General features: G+C 45.3%; 23 protein-coding genes. 19 read left to right on the top strand and 4 right to left on the bottom strand.

Annotation, left to right across the window (positions count from 1 at the left end; genetic code table 11):
• The first annotated feature begins 3 nt into the window (after positions 1-3).
• The 17 genes from ON006_RS14230 to ON006_RS14150 all read left to right on the top strand — a co-directional run bounded on the left by ON006_RS14230 (position 4) and on the right by ON006_RS14150 (position 13,848).
• Positions 4-1,227 carry a beta-ketoacyl-[acyl-carrier-protein] synthase family protein gene (locus ON006_RS14230; RefSeq protein ID WP_244820459.1) on the top strand — a complete coding sequence of 408 codons (1,224 nt, stop codon included), beginning with the start codon at positions 4-6 and terminating at the stop codon, positions 1,225-1,227.
• 213 nt (positions 1,228-1,440) lie between these two features.
• A complete protein-coding gene (locus tag ON006_RS14225) occupies positions 1,441-1,686 on the top strand; it encodes a phosphopantetheine-binding protein (RefSeq protein WP_244820458.1) in 246 nt (81 codons plus the stop codon).
• Positions 1,687-1,689: 3 nt separating this feature from the next.
• Positions 1,690-2,559 carry a lysophospholipid acyltransferase family protein gene (locus ON006_RS14220; protein ID WP_244820457.1) on the top strand — a complete coding sequence of 290 codons (870 nt, stop codon included), beginning with the start codon at positions 1,690-1,692 and terminating at the stop codon, positions 2,557-2,559.
• Entirely contained in the window at positions 2,556-2,975 is a 420-nt protein-coding gene (locus ON006_RS14215) for a hotdog family protein (RefSeq protein WP_244820456.1), read from the top strand. Before ON006_RS14220 ends, ON006_RS14215 begins: the two co-directional genes overlap by 4 nt.
• 20 nt (positions 2,976-2,995) lie before the next feature.
• Positions 2,996-3,409: an acyl-CoA thioesterase gene (locus ON006_RS14210; protein ID WP_244820455.1), complete on the top strand. Its 414-nt coding sequence runs from the start codon at positions 2,996-2,998 to the stop codon at positions 3,407-3,409.
• A gap of 2 nt (positions 3,410-3,411) precedes the next feature.
• Entirely contained in the window at positions 3,412-4,494 is a 1,083-nt protein-coding gene (locus ON006_RS14205) for a beta-ketoacyl-[acyl-carrier-protein] synthase family protein (protein ID WP_244820454.1), read from the top strand.
• Positions 4,491-5,102: a hypothetical protein gene (locus tag ON006_RS14200; protein WP_244820453.1), complete on the top strand. Its 612-nt coding sequence runs from the start codon at positions 4,491-4,493 to the stop codon at positions 5,100-5,102. Before ON006_RS14205 ends, ON006_RS14200 begins: the two co-directional genes overlap by 4 nt.
• Positions 5,103-5,143: 41 nt before the next feature.
• Complete coding sequence (locus tag ON006_RS14195) at positions 5,144-5,401, top strand: phosphopantetheine-binding protein (protein WP_244820452.1); 258 nt, start codon at positions 5,144-5,146, stop codon at positions 5,399-5,401.
• 19 nt (positions 5,402-5,420) lie between these two features.
• Positions 5,421-6,605 carry a beta-ketoacyl-[acyl-carrier-protein] synthase family protein gene (locus ON006_RS14190; protein ID WP_244820451.1) on the top strand — a complete coding sequence of 395 codons (1,185 nt, stop codon included), beginning with the start codon at positions 5,421-5,423 and terminating at the stop codon, positions 6,603-6,605.
• 11 nt (positions 6,606-6,616) lie between these two features.
• Positions 6,617-7,576: a beta-ketoacyl synthase chain length factor gene (locus tag ON006_RS14185; RefSeq protein WP_244820450.1), complete on the top strand. Its 960-nt coding sequence runs from the start codon at positions 6,617-6,619 to the stop codon at positions 7,574-7,576.
• Entirely contained in the window at positions 7,566-8,336 is a 771-nt protein-coding gene (locus ON006_RS14180) for a polysaccharide deacetylase family protein (RefSeq protein WP_244820449.1), read from the top strand. Before ON006_RS14185 ends, ON006_RS14180 begins: the two co-directional genes overlap by 11 nt.
• A complete protein-coding gene (gene lolA2 / locus ON006_RS14175; protein ID WP_244820448.1) occupies positions 8,323-8,955 on the top strand; it encodes a flexirubin biosynthesis/transport protein LolA2 in 633 nt (210 codons plus the stop codon). The genes ON006_RS14180 and lolA2 overlap by 14 nt, the downstream gene beginning before the upstream one ends.
• Before the next feature lie 17 nt (positions 8,956-8,972).
• The gene (locus ON006_RS14170) at positions 8,973-9,329 is read left to right on the top strand and encodes an ApeI family dehydratase (protein WP_244820447.1); all 357 of its coding nucleotides are present in this window, start codon (positions 8,973-8,975) and stop codon (positions 9,327-9,329) included.
• Between the two features lie 13 nt (positions 9,330-9,342).
• On the top strand, positions 9,343-10,512 hold the full coding sequence (locus ON006_RS14165; protein ID WP_244820446.1) for a DUF2062 domain-containing protein: 1,170 nt from the start codon (positions 9,343-9,345) through the stop codon (positions 10,510-10,512).
• 278 nt (positions 10,513-10,790) lie between these two features.
• Entirely contained in the window at positions 10,791-13,031 is a 2,241-nt protein-coding gene (locus tag ON006_RS14160; protein WP_244820445.1) for a sodium-translocating pyrophosphatase, read from the top strand.
• A gap of 130 nt (positions 13,032-13,161) precedes the next feature.
• Entirely contained in the window at positions 13,162-13,386 is a 225-nt protein-coding gene (locus ON006_RS14155) for a hypothetical protein (RefSeq protein ID WP_244820444.1), read from the top strand.
• 153 nt (positions 13,387-13,539) lie between these two features.
• Positions 13,540-13,848, top strand: a complete 309-nt coding sequence (locus tag ON006_RS14150) for a hypothetical protein (protein ID WP_244820443.1) — start codon at positions 13,540-13,542, stop codon at positions 13,846-13,848.
• Positions 13,849-13,928: 80 nt separating this feature from the next.
• On the opposite strand, the gene ON006_RS14145 is transcribed toward ON006_RS14150, so the two are convergent.
• Complete coding sequence (locus ON006_RS14145) at positions 13,929-14,777, bottom strand: dienelactone hydrolase family protein (protein ID WP_244820442.1); 849 nt, start codon at positions 14,775-14,777, stop codon at positions 13,929-13,931.
• A 218-nt stretch (positions 14,778-14,995) separates the two neighbouring features.
• Between ON006_RS14145 and ON006_RS14140 the strand changes: the two genes are divergently transcribed.
• The gene (locus tag ON006_RS14140; RefSeq protein WP_244820441.1) at positions 14,996-16,228 is read left to right on the top strand and encodes a multidrug effflux MFS transporter; all 1,233 of its coding nucleotides are present in this window, start codon (positions 14,996-14,998) and stop codon (positions 16,226-16,228) included.
• A gap of 3 nt (positions 16,229-16,231) precedes the next feature.
• Here ON006_RS14140 and ON006_RS14135 read toward each other — a convergent pair whose 3' ends face one another.
• The 3 genes from ON006_RS14135 to ON006_RS14125 are packed head-to-tail and all read right to left on the bottom strand — an operon-like array spanning position 16,232 to position 18,688.
• The gene (locus tag ON006_RS14135; protein WP_244820440.1) at positions 16,232-17,170 is read right to left on the bottom strand and encodes a nucleoside hydrolase; all 939 of its coding nucleotides are present in this window, start codon (positions 17,168-17,170) and stop codon (positions 16,232-16,234) included.
• Between the two features lie 10 nt (positions 17,171-17,180).
• Complete coding sequence (gene rbsK / locus ON006_RS14130) at positions 17,181-18,077, bottom strand: ribokinase (protein WP_244820439.1); 897 nt, start codon at positions 18,075-18,077, stop codon at positions 17,181-17,183.
• Positions 18,077-18,688 carry a class I SAM-dependent methyltransferase gene (locus tag ON006_RS14125; RefSeq protein WP_244820438.1) on the bottom strand — a complete coding sequence of 204 codons (612 nt, stop codon included), beginning with the start codon at positions 18,686-18,688 and terminating at the stop codon, positions 18,077-18,079. Before ON006_RS14125 ends, rbsK begins: the two co-directional genes overlap by 1 nt.
• Positions 18,689-18,797: 109 nt before the next feature.
• Here ON006_RS14125 and ON006_RS14120 point away from each other — a divergent pair, with 109 nt between their 5' ends.
• Positions 18,798-20,573, top strand: a complete 1,776-nt coding sequence (locus ON006_RS14120; protein ID WP_244820437.1) for a DUF885 domain-containing protein — start codon at positions 18,798-18,800, stop codon at positions 20,571-20,573.
• Positions 20,574-20,634 lie beyond the last annotated feature (61 nt).

Below are 20,634 nucleotides of genomic sequence, written 5' to 3'. Positions count from 1 at the left end.
TCGATGAGCCACAGAGTTGTAATAACCGGTATTGGAATTTACTCTTGCCTGGGTACGAACCTGGACGAGGTGCGAGACTCACTGTATGCCGGTAAAAGTGGTATTATATTCGACCAGGTCAGGAAAGATTTCGGCTTCCGCTCGGCATTGACGGGTATGGTTGCTGAGCCCGACCTCAAAAATTACTTATCGAGAAGGCAGCGTCTGGGCATGCACCAGCCTGCTATCTACGCGTACATGGCTACGAGGGAGGCATTGGAACTCTCCGGCCTGGACATTGATTTTCTTGAAAAAAGCGAAACAGGTATTATATATGGTAACGACAGCACGGCCGCTTCGGTGATAGAGGCTGTCGATAAAGCCAAAGAAAAACACGATACGACGCTCATCGGAAGTGGTGCTATCTTTCAGAATATGAACAGTACCGTCAACATGAACCTTTCGACGATATTTAAACTGAAAGGCATTAATTTCACGCTGAGTGCTGCTTGCGCTTCGGGGTCTCACTCCATTGGCATGGGCTACCTGATGATCAGCCAGGGACTGCAGGAAAGGATCATTTGTGGCGGCGCACAGGAAATCAATGCTGCCGCTATGGCGAGTTTCGACGGTTTGGGGACATTCTCAGTTCGTGAATCGGAGCCAGCCAAAGCATCCAGGCCATTTGACCGCGACCGTGACGGCCTGATCCCAAGTGGCGGAGCGGCTACTGTGATCCTTGAATCCTACGAATCGGCAGTGCAGCGAGGAGCGCCTATTTTAGCTGAACTGATCGGATATGGCTTTTCTTCCAATGGTGACCATATCTCCAACCCGAGCATTGATGGACAATCGAGGTCATTGAAAATGGCTTTGAAGCAAGCCGGTATCTCAGTTAACGAAGTAGATTATATCAATGCGCATGCTACTTCCACGCCTGTGGGGGATGGGAGCGAGGCGCGTGCGATCTACGAAGTCTTTGGAGGTGATGTTCCGGTAAGCTCTACCAAATCCATGACCGGTCATGAATGCTGGATGGCGGGAGCGAGCGAGATCGTGTATTCGATGCTCATGATGCAACATTCCTTTATAGCTCCCAATATCAATTTCGAAAACCCGGACGAAGATTCTGCCCGGATCAATATCATTTCTCAAACGAAAGAACAGACTATCGACTGCTTTCTGTCTAATTCTTTCGGATTTGGAGGTACCAATTCTACGCTGATACTCAAAAAGTTCCGGAATTAATGCCATCTTCCAGCGTTTCGAACTTCGTAAACGGCAGTATCCGGCGGAGGAATTTGTGTATTTTTGTTTTACCCAAGTATTCCGGAAGACGTCAATGATATTTTATAAAAATTATTGTGTCAGAGATGTATTATATTTCAAAATTTAGGAATATTTTTAAACTATCAGCGCAAATAAATTAATTTTGTAGCCATGTATGCTAACGACGTAAAAATGAGTTGGGAAGAAGTTATTGAAGAAACCAGAGATTTTTTATCTGAGGAGTTTGAGGTGGACCGGGATCTGATTCTTCCTGAAAACAGTCTTAAAGACACATTAGATCTGGATAGTTTGGACTATGTAGATCTGGTGGTGCTCATTGAAGAAAATCTCAACGTCAAACTAACCGGCGAAGACTTTAAGGAAATTACCACTTTCGGAGATTTCTATCAGCTTGTACGCAAGAAACTTGCATTATAATCAATGAACCGTTGGGACGGTAAGACCAAAGGATCCTTAACGGGGTATAAAATCTTTCTTTTTTTTATCAATTCATTGGGGCTGGGTTTTGCATACCGCCTTTTGCAAATAGTTACTTATTACTATTATCTGTTTGCTGCAAAACCCAAAAAGGCGCTTCTGGATTTTTATCAGGACACTCTTCACATTTCGGGTTCCGACGCCAGGAAGCTGGCGCGGAAAAACTTTTACATTTTCGGCCAGACGCTGGTCGATAGGGCTGCTTTTTTGCTTGGGAAGGACGAAAAGTTCTCGCATACCTTTCAGAATGAGCAATATCTGGTCGATATCAGGGATGGCGGAAAAGGAGGTATCCTGCTGAGCGCGCACCTGGGAAACTGGGAAACAGCCGGTAACCTGTTGAAAGGACGCATTACGCCGACGATCAACATTGTGATGCTGGATGCCGAGGTCGAGAACATTAAGAAATATATGGATCTGTCGACAGGCGGTTCGCGGTTTAAAGTGATAGCCATTAAAAACGACCTGTCACATATTATTTCGATCCGCAATGCTTTGATAAACAATGAGTTTGTTGCCATTCATTCGGACAGGTACCTGGAAGGTTCGAAATTTATAGAGCTGGACTTTTTTGGTAAAAAGGCCAAATTTCCATACGGACCTTTCGTGATCGCCTCCAAGTTCGATGCACCGGTCACATTCGTTTTTGCTGCGAAGGATGGAAAATACAGTTACCACCTGAGTGCAACACTACCCGTTACGGGGCGGATCAAACCGGAGGAAATCGCCCGGCAATATGTTGCGGAACTGGAAAGAAAGGTGCGGGAATATCCGGAACAATGGTTTAATTATTTCAATTTTTTCAGCGAATGATTGTCTCCAAAGACGCTATCACGCAGTACATTCCGCATCGTCAGCCATTTGTTATGATTGATAATCTCGTCAGCGTTGCGCCGGAGAGATTTGAATCGGATTTTTACATTGAAAGCGAAAACCTGCTGGTAGAAAACGGCCAGTTTCAGGCTACGGGTCTTGTGGAAAACATAGCGCAGACCTGTGCTGCTTCATTTGGATTTCTGGATCATCAAACAGACGGAAAGCCTAAAATTGGCTTTATTGGGGCTGTCAGCCGATTGGAAGTTTTTGAGCTTCCTGCGGTCAATACAACGATCACAACCATCGTTACACCATTGCATCAGCTTGGAAATATTTACCTGGTGAAAGGCGAAAGTTTCCTGGAAGGGCGTATATTGCTTGGCTGTGAAATGAAGATTGTAGTATCGGAATAACCCCTAACGATAATAGTAGTATGATTGCCTCGGAAATCGAAATTGATATACGATTCAGTGAAACCGATGCCATGGGCGTAGTTTGGCATGGTAATTACCTCAAATTTTTCGAAGACGGCCGCGAGGCATTTGGTAAAGCTTACGGCCTCGAATATCTGACTATTTTTGACAAAGGTTATTTTACTCCCATCGTCAAATCGGAAATAGATCATAAGGCACCGGTGTATTACGGGCAGATCATTAAAGTCGTAACCCGCTATATACCTGCCAAATCCGCCAAAATTCAGTTTGAATATGAGGTATTTAACCTTACTACCAACGAGTTGTGTGCGGTAGGTAAAACCATGCAGGTATTTCTGGACAAAGAGTCGCGAACACTGGAATTGATCACTCCGGAATTTTACAAAGAGTGGAAAGAGAAAAATAACGTTTAAAAATGACCTATATCGGTGCAGAGGTGATCATTAGCCCATTGGGTGAAAGTGCAGAGACCAACTGGTCGGCTGTGTATGATAACCGGTCAGGAATTTCGTTGGTAGAAAGTGCCGGATTTGACGGAGAAAGTGTTTATTTGTCCAAAATCCTTGATTTTACGGCTGACAGCAAGTTTGCTCAGCTTCTGATCAAAGCAATGGAGAAGGTCAGCGCGGGTATTGATGACAGCATCATTACTTCTGACAAAACGATTGTAATCATTAGTTCCACGAAGGGCGAGCTGGACCGGAATATCAATGACCAGTTTGGTGGTCCTGTTGCTGCGATTACCGAGCGTTTTCACCTCGCCAACGAGCCGATAGTGATTTCCAATGCCTGTATTTCGGGCGTATTGGCCATTAATGCTGCCAGTAACTTCATCGACGCTCACATATATGAACACGCCATTGTGATTGGCTGTGACGTGATTTCTGATTTTGTGGTGTATGGTTTTCAGTCATTGTTTGCGATCAGCGACAAGCCGTGCGCACCATTTGACAACGCTCGGAACGGTATTACAATGGGTGAGGGGTGCGGAGCAGTAGTGGTTTCAGCTTCCAGGGGTATTTATAAAAATCCGCCAATGGACTTGCTTTCGGGCACTACGGCCAATGATGCCAATCACATTTCGGGACCGTCTCGTACGGGCGAAGGGCTTTTCAGAAGTGTGAAAAAAACAATGGATAGTCACCAGATCAGTTCGGCAGACATCGATTTTATCTCGGCACACGGTACCGCCACTGTTTTTAATGATGAAATGGAATCCATTGCGTTTGACCGGCTGGGTTTGAGCGATATTCCGCTCAACAGTATGAAAGGGTATTTTGGCCATACATTAGGTGCCGCGGGTGTCATTGAAACGACCGCTTCCATGCAAATGATCCGAAATGGAGTGCTACTGAAAAGCCTTGGTTACCAGGAAGCAGGTACTTCCAAAGCATTGAACATTATATCTGAAAACAGAAAAGCAGAACTGAAAACTATTTTGAAAACAGCCTCAGGCTTTGGCGGAGGTAATGCCTCTTTGATTATCAGGAGTATATGACGCGTATCAAGGCATATTGTCACTTGCGGGAGGATTTCTGTTTGGTAAACGGGCAGGTTATCTCAAAGCGGGACACGAACTCCGAAGACAGCTGGTTTAAGCAAATATATAAGGCACAGGGGTTTGTATACCCCAAGTTCTATAAAATGGACGCGCTTTCGCAGGCAGGGTTTCTAGCTTCTGAGCTGATCAAACGGGCTTACCCGGAAATGGTTACGGCCTATAAGGATGACGAAATTGCGATGGTCTTTGCCAATCAGTCGTCCAGCGCCGACACAGATCTGCGGTTTCAGAGGTCGTACGAGCAAAATGGTGCGCCAAGTCCGTCGTTGTTTGTGTATACTTTGCCTAACATTGTTTTGGGTGAAATTGCAATTTTAAACAAATGGTACGGTGAGAATATGTTTGCTGTTTTGCCTAAATTCGCACCTGATTTTTTTGTGAATTACAGCCGTATTTTAATGTCAGCAGGCTCCAAAGCAGTACTTGGCGGATGGATCGGGATCATGGAAAAACAAATCAATGTGTTCCTTTTTTTTGTGGAGAATGATGGGGAGGACGGATTGGAATTTAATTCTGAAAACCTGTCGGAGCTGGCAAGGATGTAATTTAACAACAAACAGATTTACGCTTAATTTTAATTGAAGTAATGGATAATTTAAAAGAAGATCTGAAAAAACAGATCATTGAGCAGCTTAACCTGGAAGATATTACACCTGCTGATATAGAGGACGATAGCCTGCTTTTTAATGATGCAGGACTTGGTCTGGACTCGATTGACGCTTTGGAACTGATCGTTTTGCTCGAAAAGTACCACGGCATCCAGGTGACCAACCCCGACGAAGGCAAGGAAGCATTCAAGTCGATCAGCACGATGGCAGACTATATCCGCAAAAGAAAAGCCTGAACCTAATTTTTGTTTATAAATGGGTGTCCGCATCACCGGTATTGGTATTGTTTCTGCAATTGGATTGTCGGTTGAGGAAAATTTGCTTGCGTTAAAAGAGGGCAGGTCGGGAATAGCGTCAGCTGCTTTTTTCAAGGAGGCCTCCCGCGACCTGCTCGTAGGAGAGGTCAAAATTTCAGATGATGACCTGAAAACGCAGCTTGGTACTGGCCCTGCCAACATTTCGCGGACTTCATTATTAGGTTTGAAAGCTGCGCGTGAGGCGTGGGGGAGCAATGTACATACGCCCGCATTACGCACAGGGATTATTTCTTCTACTTCCGTTGGTGGAATGGATCGGAGCGAAATTTTTTACAAAGATTACCTCGCTCAAAATAATCCCGATTTTTCACTTCTGAAAACGCACGACAGCGGCAGTACTACCGAAAGGATTGCGGCTGAAATGGGTATTTCAGGGTACATTAATACACTTTCAACAGCCTGTTCGTCGGGTGCCAATGCAATAATGCTAGGTGCAAGATTGCTGATTCAGAATAAGCTGGATCGCGTGCTCGTAGGTGGGTCGGATGCGCTTACGAAGTTCACAATCAATGGCTTCCGGTCGCTTATGATCTATGACGATCAATGGTGCCGCCCGTTTGACGAGTCGCGTAGCGGTCTTAATCTGGGAGAAGGGGCTGCTTTTTTGTTGTTGGAAAATGATAAGAGCGTTGCATTCTCGGGAAACCAAACGCTTTGCTACGTAAGTGGCTGGGCTAATGCGGCTGATGCATACCATCAAACCGCTTCGTCACCAGAAGGCAAGGGAGCGACATTGGCTATTGAAAACGCCATTCAACGCTCCGGCATAACCCGGGAAAGCATTTCCTACGTAAATGCACACGGTACGGGCACGAAAAATAATGATCTGTCGGAATCGGTGGCGCTGAAAAATGTGTTCGGAGAAAATATTCCTGCATTCAGTTCTACAAAAGCTTTTACAGGACATACATTGGCGGCTGCCGGGGCAATTGAAGCTGTATTTTCGGTGCTTTCCATTCAGCATAGCCTCATTTACCCAAACCTGAACTACCGCAACGCGATCGCTGAAACCGGCCTGGAACCGGTCACCAGCTTGCAAACCGACAAACCGGTTGAGGCGGTGCTGTCCAATTCATTTGGTTTCGGGGGGAACAATTCTTCATTGGTTTTTTCAAAAAAATAACAGATACCTAGTTGTTTTACATTTCCGCCGCATCCTCGATCTCACACCAGCCTACATTCAAAAATGCAGGTTTTTCTGCTTTGATTGAACGTTTAAATGAATCATCGGCATTGATCAGCCCGGATTATAAGGGATTTATCGAGGCCGGACTCTTGCGCAGGATGAGCAAAATCCTTCGTATGTCTGTGGCTTGCTCCAAAGATTGCATTGAACAGGCGGGTATTGATCAGCCGGACGCCATTGTGGTAGGGACGGGCCTCGGATGTTTGCAGGACACCGAAAAGTTTCTGAACAATTCCATTACCATTGAAGGGCTGCTGCCGCCAACTGCCTTTATCCAGTCGACCCACAATACGATGGCCGGACAGATTTCGCTGAGTATCGGGAATCATGGCTATAACATGACCCATACCCAGAATACGCTTTCGTTTGAAAATGCATTGCAGGACGCCATGTTGCTGTTGAATGAAGGTGAAAAGCATATTCTGGTTGGCGCAGCAGACGAATACATTGAAATTCTGACTGAAATTTCTGGTCAATTAAGTATAAAACCTGAAACATTACTGACCTCGGGGGCGTCATTTTTTGTTTTATCGAAAGAGAAAGCGAGCAATGCATTGGCTGTCGTCAAAGACTGCGCTACTACTGGTTTTGTGCAAAACGTGCCGGAAAAGATAGATTCATTTTTGACTGATAATGGATTACAGGCGTCAGATCTGGATCTTATTTTGTACTCGGGCACCTCTGATGGTTTGAATGATGACGCGTTTTTGAAATCACTGCCATTCGGGCTAGGTAAATGCATTGATTATTTGCAGCTTTCAGGGATTTATCCGACGGCTTCTGCATTTGCGCTGCATTATGCCGCAGATCTGATGGGTCAGAACAAATCATTGAAGAATATTCTGATTTGTAATTCATTGATAAAAAGAAACTTAGGTCTAATACTCGTCCAGTCCGTTGAAGCATAACATTACCACATTTGCTGCCATTACTGCCTTTGCCCTGTGTGGAATCATATTTTGGGAAACAGGATTTGTATGGGCAGTTTTAGCGGTAATTTTCATCGCATACCTGGCTGCGACTTCTTACGGATCATTCAAAATACAGGCAAATTACTTTCTAAAATCGATCAATAAAGGTCAGCGGAAATCCATTGCGCTTACATTTGATGACGGTCCGGACCCCGACACGACTCCTGCAATTTTGGAGACATTGAAGCAGAAAAATGTCAAGGCTACCTTCTTTGTGATTGGTAAAAAAGCTGAGAAATATCCCGAATTGCTAAGGCAGATTGACGAGGAGGGGCATATTGTTGGTAACCATTCTTACAGCCATCATTACCTGATCGCGTTTTTTTCAACTGAGAAATTAAGAAAGGACATTGTGCGCTGTAATGGTATTATCACCGAGGCTATTGGAAAGCCGCCGCGCTTTTTTCGCCCACCATTCGGGGTAACCAATCCCAGATATGCCACGGTGCTGAAAGAGCTGCAACTGGATTGCATTGGCTGGTCACTACGAAGCTTCGATACCAAAGCGAAGAATAAGTACCAGATCATCAACAAAATCATTTCAAAATTAAAGTCGCGGGACATCGTTCTCTTGCATGATAACCTGCGCGTTACTGCGGATTCGTTGGAAGACGTCATCGAACATTGTCTTCAAAAAGGGGTTAAAATAGAACCGCTTTCCCGATTAATTCAGAAAGAACCCTATGATAAAATATAGATTACTGTTAGCGCTCTGCACGGCATTGACAGGGCACATTTTGCCCGCTCAGTCATTCAAACCGGCTGGCGATACCGAAAAAATCCTGGCAGAGTTGCGCAAAACTTCACAAGCGACCACATCCATCCAGGCTTCGTTTTCGGAGGAGAAATATCTGTCCGTACTGAAAGAGCCGGAGCATTCGACGGGACTTTTTTTTTATCAGAAGAATGACAAAATGCGATGGGAGCAAAAAACACCTTTGAAATACATCATTTTGATCAATGGTGATAAGCTCCGAATTCAGGAAGCTGGGAAGGAAAAGAATGTAGGCCAGGCGGGCAGGATGGCGGCACAGATCAAGGAACTGATGATTGGCCTGGTGAATGGCGATTTTCAGCAGAACAAGGCTTTTTCAATCGCTTGTCTGGAAAGTAATGATCAATATATGGTGGTGCTGACGCCGGTTAACCGTCGGTTGAAGAATATTTATTCCAAAATTTCAATGGTTTTCTCCCGGGATTCTCTGCGTTTGAAGGAGTTGTCATTTTTTGAAAAGAATGGTGACAAAAGCATCATGAAGTTCCAGAATGAAAAATTCAACCATCAGATCGACGAAAACCTGTTCCGGAATTTATAGCTATATTTCTTAAAGGAATGCCCCAGAACGACATTTTTACAATTATTGGCATAGATTCGACAGCCGATACCATTGCTTCCGAAGTCAGGATCAACGCGGAACATCATCTATTTGAAGGGCATTTTCCAGGAACTCCCGTGACGCCTGGCGTGATCCAGCTGCAAATGGTAAAAACGGTTTTAGAGCAGCATTTGCAAAAAGAATTACAGCTAAAATCGGTCAGGACCTGCAAATTTCTGGAAGTACTTAATCCAAATGTAACTCCCGTCATCAGGCTGAACATTAAATATAAAATCCAGGAAGTGATCGAGGTAACAGCTTCCGGCGTATTTGAAGGGACTACATTTTTTAAAGCGCAGGCAACTTATCAGTAAAAATACATTGAAAATGACCCTTTCTGATATCCGTTGCTGCATTCTTATCCCGACTTACAACAATCAGCATACCCTCCGAAGAGTGATCGATGGAGTACTCGAACATTCGAACGGGCAGGATATCATCGTCATCAACGACGGGTCGACGGACGAAACAGGAGCAATTTTGCATTCCTACGGTGGCAAGATTCGTATGCTGACCAATGCGAAAAACTCTGGCAAAGGATACTCCCTCAGAAAAGGTTTCAAGGAAGCGATCAGGCTCGGTTACGACAATGCCATTTCTATCGATTCCGATGGGCAGCATTTGCCTGGGGACATTCCGGTTTTCATTGAGGCAGCTTCCCTAAACCCCGGCGCGTTGCTGATGGGCTCGCGGAATATGCGGCAGGAAGGTGTTCCTGGTAAAAGCTCTTTCGGTAATAAATTTTCCAATTTCTGGTTCAAGTTTGAAACCGGACTTACACTGCCCGACACACAAACCGGTTTCCGGCTGTACCCGCTCGAACCGCTAAAAAAAACCAGACTGTTCACCTCCAAGTTTGAAACCGAAATAGAAGTCATCGTCAAGCTTGCCTGGAAGGATGTGCCCGTAATACCGATTCATATCAGGGTGATTTATGATATGAATGAGCGGGTTACGCATTTCCGGCCTTTCCGTGACTTTACGCGCATCAGCATTCTCAATACCTGGCTGGTGATACTTACATTGCTTTATTATTTGCCCAAGAGATTGCTGACTGCGATTTACAAAAAAGGCCTTTGGAAGATCATTAAGGAAGAGGCCATTAAACCCGACGAGTCTAATTTGAGTAAGGCGAGATCCGTTGGTTTCGGCTTTTTTATGGGAATACTCCCGATCTGGGGCTTTCAACTGCTGGTAGGCATCCCGCTTTCGATCTATTTCAGGATGAACAAAGTGTTGTTTCTGACCGCAGCCAACATTAGTATCCCGCCGTTCATTCCATTCATTATTTTTGGCAGCTATCAATTCGGCGGACTATTTTACAAAAACGGTGTGCAGCTGACTTCATTTGAAGACCTGAACCTGGAATCCATTCATGTCAATATTGTACAGTATCTTTTAGGAGGGACCTTGCTTGCGCTCCTCGCAGGTGCTGTCGGTTTCGTGGTGACCTACTTACCGCTGGCGCTTTTTCGCCCATCTAAAAAAGGCGCCTGATCAGCTTCGCATTTTTTCTAAGGTCTTGAATTATATCAATTTCATCGTTGCATTGTTATAAAAGAGGCTTTGCCGCTTGTTGGGCGTAATGTTTCAGTTATTCAATGACAACCAGACTGTTAATGAGACATTAGGGGTTCGGTTGTAAAAAATGTCTCCAAATTTTTATAAAATCTATACGAATTACTCAAAAATAAGCCTTTTGCGATTTTGTTATGAGGTGCCATTCTCTATATTTACGAGAATTATAAAACCTTTAACCAAATTTTGTTCAGCGCATGAGTAACATTACCTATTTAGTGCCGGCATTAGGCCTTATCGGCTTGCTGGTTATGTTCTTCAAAAGAGGCTGGGTTGTCCGGCAGGATGCCGGGAGTCCCGATATGAAAGAAATCGCGGATGCCATCGCCGATGGCGCTCTTGCCTTCCTGAAAGCCGAATGGCGTGTACTCATAGTCTTTGGTATTATTGTTAGTATTTTGCTAGGTTACTCGGGTACGCTGGTCGAAAATTCCAGTGTCTTCATTGGTGTATCATTCCTGATCGGAGCGTTCGTTTCTGCCTTCGCCGGTTATATCGGGATGAATATTGCGACCAAATCCAACGTGCGTACCACTCAGGCTGCTCGGACAAGTCTTACAAAAGCTTTGGAAGTTTCCTTCACAGGGGGTTCTGTGATGGGTATAGGAGTAGCTAGTCTGGCTGTAATCGGGTTGGGCGGCTTGTTTATCGTTCTTTATTCAGCTTTTGTGGGAGATAGTACGGATGTGAACGGTCTTGGAATGGAGAAAGTGCTGGAAGTACTGGCAGGATTTTCACTGGGAGCTGAATCCATTGCGCTTTTCGCACGTGTGGGCGGAGGTATTTACACCAAAGCTGCTGATGTAGGAGCGGATCTTGTAGGAAAAGTAGAGGCGGGGATTCCGGAAGATGATCCGCGTAACCCTGCGACGATTGCAGATAACGTGGGCGATAACGTGGGTGACGTTGCCGGTATGGGCGCCGACCTTTTCGGTTCTTACGTGGCTACGATCCTCGCTACCATGGTTTTGGGTAGGGAGATCATTTCGAGCGGTACCGATAATTTTGGAGGGATATCGCCGATTTTGTTGCCGATGGTGATCGCTGGCGTGGGATTGATTGCATCTATTATAGGAATGTTCCTGGTGCGTGTAAGTGACGATAATGGTAATGTGCAGGGAGCATTGAACCGTGGTAACTGGGGTTCTATCGTGCTGGTACTGATCGCAAGTTATCCATTGACAATGTGGATGTTACCCGAAGGAACCCTTACGATTCGAGGCGTTGATTTTACTTCAATAGATGTATTCTGGGCGATTTTGCTTGGCTCAATCGTTGGTGCAATTATGTCTACGGTTACGGAATATTATACTGCTATGGGCAAGCGTCCGGTTCAATCCATTGTAAACCAGTCGTCTACCGGCCACGCTACTAACATTATCGGTGGGCTTTCTGTAGGGATGGAATCGACGGTTATTCCAACATTGGTTTTGGCAGCCGGGATTTATATCAGTTATGAATTCGCGGGACTATACGGAGTAGCGATCGCGGCCGCAGGAATGATGGCTACTACTGCTATGCAATTGGCAATCGATGCATTTGGACCAATCGCAGATAATGCGGGTGGTATCGCTGAAATGGCACATTTGCCCGAAGAAGTTCGTGGTCGTACGGATATTTTGGACGCGGTAGGAAATACCACAGCTGCCGCAGGAAAGGGATTTGCCATTGCGTCAGCCGCACTGACTTCGCTGGCACTTTTCGCGGCTTTCTGTGGTGTGGCAGGTATTAATTCCATTGATATTTACAAAGCCAATGTATTAGCAGGCTTGTTTGTAGGAGCAATGATACCATTCATTTTCTCGTCACTTGCGATTGCCGCAGTAGGACGTGCCGCCATGAAAATGGTAGAAGAAGTGCGCCGTCAGTTCCGTGAAATACCGGGAATTATGGAGGGTACCGCGAAACCTGAGTACGACAAATGCGTCGCGATTTCAACGCAGGCATCTATCCGTGAAATGGTAGCGCCTGGTTTGATCGCATTGATCGTTCCGGTACTGGTTGGTTTCCTGTTCGGGCCGGAAGTACTGGGAGGTACATTGGCTGGTGTGACGGTTTCTGGTGTCTTAATGGGTATTTTTCAAAACAACGCAGGTGGTGCCTGGGACAATGCGAAAAAATCATTTGAAAAAGGGGCTGTGATCAATGGAGAGACTTTTTACAAAAAATCAGAGCCGCATAAAGCCGCTGTAACTGGTGATACTGTGGGAGATCCTTTCAAAGATACCTCGGGGCCTTCGATGAATATTTTGATCAAACTCATGTCTATCGTGTCGCTGGTTATCGCTCCGCACATAGGGGTTAAAAACGCTCATACTGGTAGTTTGAATGTGAATGATGAAAGTAAGAAAGTGGTAGTTGCGGTTTCAAAAGCCGAAGTCGCTGAAAAATCTGTGGAGGTGGTTGCTGCTTATCCATTGGAAAAGAAGAGCCGCTAGTTAATGTATTTTTATTTGATAAAATAATGCCCGGTCTTAATGGTCGGGCATTGTTTTGTTATCCCCGATACACATTACCCAGGCTTTGTTTTGAGAGAATTATACGATATATTAGATTAAAAGTTAGGCTATGGAAACGTTAACGATTGAAATAAATAACCCCAAAGCCAAGCGTCTGATCGATGACCTGGCTGATTTGGGACTTATATCTGTAAAGGAGTCCAAGCCTTCCTGGAAGGAGCGCTGGCAGGAACTGGCAAAGTCTCTTCCTGATTCAGAAGCCATAACAGAGGAGGATGTGATGGATGAAGTTTCTGCTGTAAGGAATCCCGCACTATCAGTATTTTTGGTTTGACCGATTTTTTGGAAATACACAACTAAAAGTCCAAAGCTAACACCCGATTTTCCCCCGGAATGATTTTTGTTGTAGGAAACTGCCGAACGTGGCAATGTATCTGATCAGGTACTTGGCAGTCGGCAGATGTCTATTTCAACAAAACAATAAATTATGAAAAAAGTAATGGTACTCGCTGCTTTGATAGGATTATCGTCAGCGGCATTTGCGCAGGAAAAGCAGACAAAAGCGGAGAAAGCTGCGGAGGAAACCAAGGCAGCTGGGAAAAAAGCAGGGAAGGAGATTAAAAAAGATGCCAAAATCGTTGGCGAAAAAACCGAGGAAGGTGCTGAAAAAGTAGCTGACGGCACAGAAAAGGCTTATAAGGCCACCAAAAAGGGTACGAAAAAAGCGTATAAGGCGACTAAGAAAGAAGCCAAAGAACTCAAAGATGACGTAAAGGAAAAAGTCGATAATAAATAATTCGAGTAACACTGACCCAGGAAATGCAAACGTCCCGGCTGACAATCAGCCGGGACGTTTGCATTAAAAATCAACTGATATCAGCCCAATTTCTTTTTAAGGTAGTCCAGTGAAAGTTTGTAAGCGTCAGCAGTGGCCGCAGCGTCGTGTTTGGGGTTGCTGGGATTAGCAAAACCGTGTACGGCGTCATACATTTTGACAGTAACCGTTTTACCTGCAGCCTTCATGTCTTCCTGAAACTTCGCGACAGTAGCAGGAGGAATTCCCTGATCCTGGCTGCCGAAAATGCCCAGTACATCGGTATTCAATGTTTTTAACTTTTCCACGTCACCTTCCGGACGGCCGTAATACATCACACATCCTACCACCTGCTTGCCACCGGCAATTGCATTCTGTAATGAAAGCATTCCACCGAAGCACCAGCCAATACTTGCAATTTTAGCATTGCTGCCCACATATTGAACACCTCCTTTTGTAATGGCGGCAAGTCTCTCAGCGGAAGCGCCTTGCACCAGCTTGCCAGCTTCTTCGCGGGTGGTGGCTACTTTGCCGTCATACATGTCGAGTGCCAGCACATTCACATCGGCCAAATCTTTATGAAGCTTCGCCGCTTCCTGCTTGATATGATCATTCAGGCCCCACCATTCCTGATAAACAAAAAGCCATTTGTCTGATTTCTTTGCAGATTTCAGCAAAAAGCCGCTGCCTGTTTTACCATCAGAAGTTGGGAAAGTGACTGTTTCTCCTGCTCCCTGGTAATGAAAAGGAACCGGCGCTTCGTGCAGCATTTGAAAATCCGTGTTCGCTGCCAATGCCGACATATCATTTGCAGGCGTATAGCAAACCGGGATCGTGCTTTGTTTCTGTTCCGTCTCAGGCGGGAACATCTTGAAGAGAAAAATGGATACCAATATAAAAATTGTTCTCATTGAAACGGATTTAGAAGTGAATGGATTATGACAGTATCTTAAAGATATGCAAAATACGAATGAAACCGAACGAAGGGTTGCGTAGACAAAATACGGAGGATTTTGGTAGGTCTCCTATTTGAAATTGTCATCATTGATGAAAATATTGTACTTATTGAAAGAGAGGAACTTAATCTTCCAAAACACCCGTTAACTTTGCAGTATGTTTCTATAAGTACATGAGTCGCAAGCAATATTTCTTTATAATTCTTATTCTGGGTTCCCTCGCTACTGTCAGTCCTTTTTCTATTGACATGTACCTTCCGGGGTTTCCCCGCATCGCGGCGGACTTAAAAACCACTATTGATAAAGTACAACTTTCATTAACCAGCTATCTGATCGGAATTTGTCTGGGCCAGGTCATATACGGGCCATTACTCGATAGGTTCGGAAGGAAAAAGCCACTCTATGCGGGATTGATTTTGTACGTGATCGCTTCTTTTGGATGTGCAATGACTTCGTCGGTCGATGCACTGATCACCATGCGGTTTTTTCAGGCAATGGGCGGCTGTGTAGGTTTAGTAGCTTCGCAGGCATTGGTCAGCGACCTTTTTGCAGCCGATAAGAGAGCAGAAGTATTTTCGCTGATCACATTGGTTATCGCAGTTTCTCCAATGATAGCACCGACAGTGGGCGGTTACGTGACTGCTTCTATCGCGTGGCAATGGATTTTTATCATTCTCGCGGGGATAGTAAGTTTGATTCTGGCCGCTATTTACTTTTTCTTGCCAACAGGACGGGATGCTGATAACTCGGTTTCGCTGCGACCGAAGGCCGTATTGAATGGCTATGCGACCGTTATTACCCAGCCTCAGTTCTTGATTTACACACTGGCAGGAGGATTAGCCACCGCGGCACCATTCGCCTATATAGCAGGTTCGTCGGATGTTTTTATGAATATCTATAAAGTAAGTGAGCAGCAGTACGGATGGATCTTTGCATTTCTGGCGGTAGCCATGATCGGTTCTACGCAGTTGAATCACGTACTTTTAAAAAAATACACCAGCGAGCAGATCATCAAAGTGACACTGGTTTATCAGAGTATCGTCGGGTTTGTATTAATCCTCGGCGTTTATAACAACTGGTTTGGGCTGTTTTCATTGATCGGAATGATGTTCGTATTCCTTACCGGACAGGGACTTACAGGGCCCAATGCTTCCGCATTGTCGCTCGCGCCATTCAAAAAACACACAGGTAGTGCGTCCGCATTGATGGGCAGCTGGCGGATGGGCGCAGGTGCGATCATATCCGCGATCGTGAGCTTGTTGCACAATAACACTGCCATGCCTATGGTTGGTATGATGGCATTTTGTTCGATCGGCGGTCTGGTTATCCTGCACGCCGGGAATGCCGTGGTAAGGCACCAGGGCAGCCGGGGCGAAGTGGAAGAAGAAATTTCTGTTTTGTTGTAAGCACTAAGGCAGATTTTTCACCGCATTGTAAATCATATTAATGTATTCTTCCCGGTCTATATCCAGAGCAACCAGCACATTGGGTTCTTTGTGAAGGACATTGTAAAAATCAACCACTGTTTTGCCACGGGTCAGTTCTCCTTTTGTTTCAACCTCCACATAGCAGGGTTTTGTTTTGAAAATACCGGGATTGATCAGCCAGGCAATCGCACACGGATCATGCAAGGCTGCGCCACCTTCCAGTTCAAGACGATTTTTTCGGTAATAAATGGAGAAAAAATCCATCAGATCAGCCGCTGCATTTCCTGATTTGTTACCCAGCGATCTGAAAAGGTCAATGTCCTTTTGAAAGACTAGCGCCTTATGGGTCACATCGAGGCCGCACATGGTAATGGGCAGACCGCAACTGAACACAATGGCCGCAGCTTCCGGGTCGGCATAGATATTGAATTCAGCGGAAGGTGTCATGTTACCACGAAAAACACCGCCGCCCATGAGCGAAATCCTTTCAATTTTGTCTTTCAAATGCGGATAAGCGAGCAAAAAAACCGCAATATTGGTCAATGGTCCGGTAGGTACGATCGTGATCTTCTCCGTCGCATTTATTAGAATGTTCGCTATGCCTTCCGACGCCGTGATCGGCTCGGCTTTGGTTGTGTAGGCAGGTAGGGAAGGACCGTCCAGACCGGTTTCGCCGTGTACGTAGTCCGCTATTTCCAGATCACGGAACATTGGTTTTTCTGCCCCATGGTAAACAGGTACATTCGCACCGATCAATGTGAGGATTTTCAATGCATTCGCAAGCGTCTTTTCCTGCGTTTGGTTACCAGCCGATATCGTCACCGCTTTCACGTCGAACATTCCGCTTCCAAATGCCAGCATGAGCATCAGCGCATCGTCGTGGCCTGGGTCGCAATCTATAATGATGGGTATTTTGTTCATAATGAAGTGTTTAAATTAATTCAAAATGATAGGGCGCGGAACTTTGAGCTCCCATTCTCGTAACGGAAATGGCCGCAGCTTTGCATGCAAACCGGCAAGCTTCCAGCCAGTTTTCCCCCGAAGCCAATGCTTTCAAGATAGCCCCATTAAAAACATCGCCAGCGGCAGTCGTGTCAACTGATTTGACCGACAATGCCGGTATTAATTCATTGAATGCCTCATTGGAAAGAAAAACACCCTGACTACCAAGCGTAATGATCACATTCTGAACTCCTTTTTGATGAAAGTACTGGGCAGCTTTCCGTAACGTTTCAGTGCTATCAGTCGCAATGCCTGTCATGATCTCAGTTTCTGTTTCATTGGGCGTGATTAAAAACAGCCCGTTCAGAAAATCGTCGGGCAGTTTCGCGCCGGGAGCAGGATTTAGAATGACTTTAATGTTCTCGTCCCGACATTTTCCGATCACATACCGGACCGTTTCCAGCGGGATTTCCAGTTGCAGCAAAACCATTTCAATACCTTCAAAAACTTCGTCAGCGATATCTGCGGGCATTAAATCCATATTGGCTCCCGATGCCACTACGATTTCGTTCTCGCCATTACCATTCACCGTGATCAGGGCAACGCCTGATGCCAGTTCAGTTGACTCTACAAAATATTGAATGTCAAGTCCTTCTTTTATAAAACCTTCCCGGGCCTGTTTGCCGAATATATCGTTACCGGTTTTGGCAATAAACCGAACGTCAGCCCCAAGTCTTGCAGCTGCTACGGCCTGATTGGCGCCTTTTCCTCCCGGATTCATCAAGAAAGTCCCGCCCAAAACCGTTTGGCCGGGCTTGGGAAACTCCTCCGTTTTGACAACCATATCGGTGTTGGAACTGCCTATGATCAAAACTTTTTGTCCCATTATCTTCTTAAAATTGATTTTTTGTCAACCAAAATACCTAGTCCGTAATGCTCCGGGTAATTGTACAATGTCTGTCCGGTGGCTGTCGCAATATCCTTCACAGCATTCCTTACTTCGGGAAAGCTTTCGGTATCATGAAAAATCGTGCAGTCACTGTGTTGCGCCGCCCAGAGGCCACATTCAAACGTTTCTTTATAATTATGGACAATGTCGACGTGGGCCAGGTCGTACCTTTGATTATCCGCAATGATCCAGTCGCGGTAGTCGGATTTGATCAGCTTAATATTGGTGTAGGCACCCAGCCGCTTGCTCGTTTCTTCAAAATGTTCGTTTTTATTGACTGTGTGAATATCGCCCTCGAACGTATCCACGCCGGTTACCGACTCAAAAAAATTGGAAAATACCACCGCTGAGTAACCGAATTCCACTCCGAATTCAATGCAGCGTTTTCTTCCCAGCCTAAATTCTTCAATTATGTCCTCAATGATCAGTTCCAGCCCTTTCCATGCCGACACAATTTCGAGCATTTTCTCCGGCTGACGCAGCTTTTTCGGTTTGTAAGGTTTAATGTCGGCGATGAAGTTATCCCTGATGTATGTTCTTAATCCCATGGCTGTAATTTGCTAAGCAATCTTTTTTGCAAGTAAAGTCTTGTCAGGTAAATATGCTAGTTTTAGACATCTATAATCAAACCTTCATTCTTCTCAAACCAAAAATGATATGAGAAAATACGTTCTGTTATCATTCATACTAGGACTTACCATGCAATATTGTCAACAAAAGACGGAAAAAGAAAACGATGCCCAGGCGCCAATAAGCAAGGTTTTTGCCAATTATTATGAAGAACGGCTTCCGCTTTATCCGCTGGAAGCTACTTTTAATGGTGATAACCGTTACAATGATAAGATGTCAGACGACCTTTCCCAGGCAGGGAAGGCAAAGGCTATCGCATTTTATAAAAAATACCAGGATGAACTCGCAAAATATGATAGGGAGAAGCTTTCCGGTGAGGAAAAAGTAAGCTGGGACCTATTGCAGTGGGAATGTAACGTGAACCTGGAAGGGTTGAAATTTCCAACCGAACTATTACCGCTGAACCAGATCTTTTCAACGCATTTACTGATCGGCCAAATGGCCAGCGGGAGTAGTGTTCAGCCCTTTAAGACGGTGAAAGACTACGAAAACTGGTTGAAACGCGTCGATGGCTTTGTCGTTTGGTGCGACACTGCGGTGGTGAATATGCAGAAGGGGATAAAGGAAGGCTACGTACTGCCGACGTCGCTGATCAAAAAGGTAATTCCGCAGCTCGCCGATATGGATCACGGGCCGGTTAAAGAGCATTTGTTTTATTCTCCTGCCAAAAATTTTCCAAAAGAATTCACTCCTGAAGAAAAAGCGCGATTTGAGAAAGAATACGCCACAATGGTTGAATCTAAAATCATTCCTGCTTTTCAGAAGCTGCATACATTTATGGCGAAGGAATATCTGTCTGCTGGCCGGAGTACCAATGGTTTTGATGCTCTGCCGAATGGAAAGGCGCTTTATGATTACTACATTAAGTTTTACACCACCACAGAAATGACAGCCGATGAAATCCACAAACTTGGCCTGAGCGAGGTTGAAAGGATTTCAAAGGAAATGGAGAAGGTGAAGGAGCAGGTAGGCTACAAAGGCGACCTGAAATCGTTTTTTAATGATGTACGGAGCAACAAGAAATTAATGCCATTCACCACTGCTGAGCAGGTGATCGCGAATTTCAATAAGATCCACGATACGATGAAGCCAAACCTGAAAAAGCTGTTTGAACTGACGCCAAAAACGGCTTTCGAAGTGCGCAGAACGGAAGCATTCAGAGAAGCATCGGCGTCGGCGGAGTACAATCCGGGGCTGCCTGATGGATCTCGCCCGGGTATTTTTTATGTGCCGGTTCCGAATGCGAAAGAGTACAATACGGTTTCGGATGAAAGTTTGTTCTTGCATGAAGCGATTCCGGGTCATCATTACCAGTTCTCGTTGCAGCAAGAAAATCAGGCATTGCCTGCATTCAGGAAAAATATCTGGTATAGTGCCTATGGTGAAGGCTGGGCGCTTTATTCTGAGTCACTAGGCAAAGAGCTTGGCCTGTACACCGATCCTTACCAATATTTTGGGATGCTTGGCGCCGAAATGCACCGTGCGATCCGTCTGGTGGTAGATACTGGCCTTCATTCCAAAGGCTGGACGCGCGAACAGGCGATCCAATACTCGCTCGATCACGAAGTAGAATCGGAAGAAAGCATTACCGCGGAAATAGAACGCTATATGGCAGGAGCAGGACAGGCATTGTCCTATAAAATCGGTCAATTAAAAATCAGGGAACTGCGGGCGAAATCTGAGAAAGACCTGGGCACTAAGTTTGACATTCGGGAGTTTCACAAACTCGTACTGGAATCAGGCTGTGTGCCGCTGAAACTGCTGGAAGATAAGATTAATGCGTGGGTTGCAGCGAAGAAATAGTGGTCATGTTTGATGATATTGACCTTGTCAGGAGCGGAGTCGAAGTGCATGCACTTCGACT

It is taken from the genome of Dyadobacter pollutisoli (assembly GCF_026625565.1).
GTDB classification, from domain to species: domain Bacteria; phylum Bacteroidota; class Bacteroidia; order Cytophagales; family Spirosomataceae; genus Dyadobacter; species Dyadobacter pollutisoli.
Note: the sequence above shows the minus strand (reverse complement) of the source record. Positions and strands in the feature narration are given on the sequence as shown.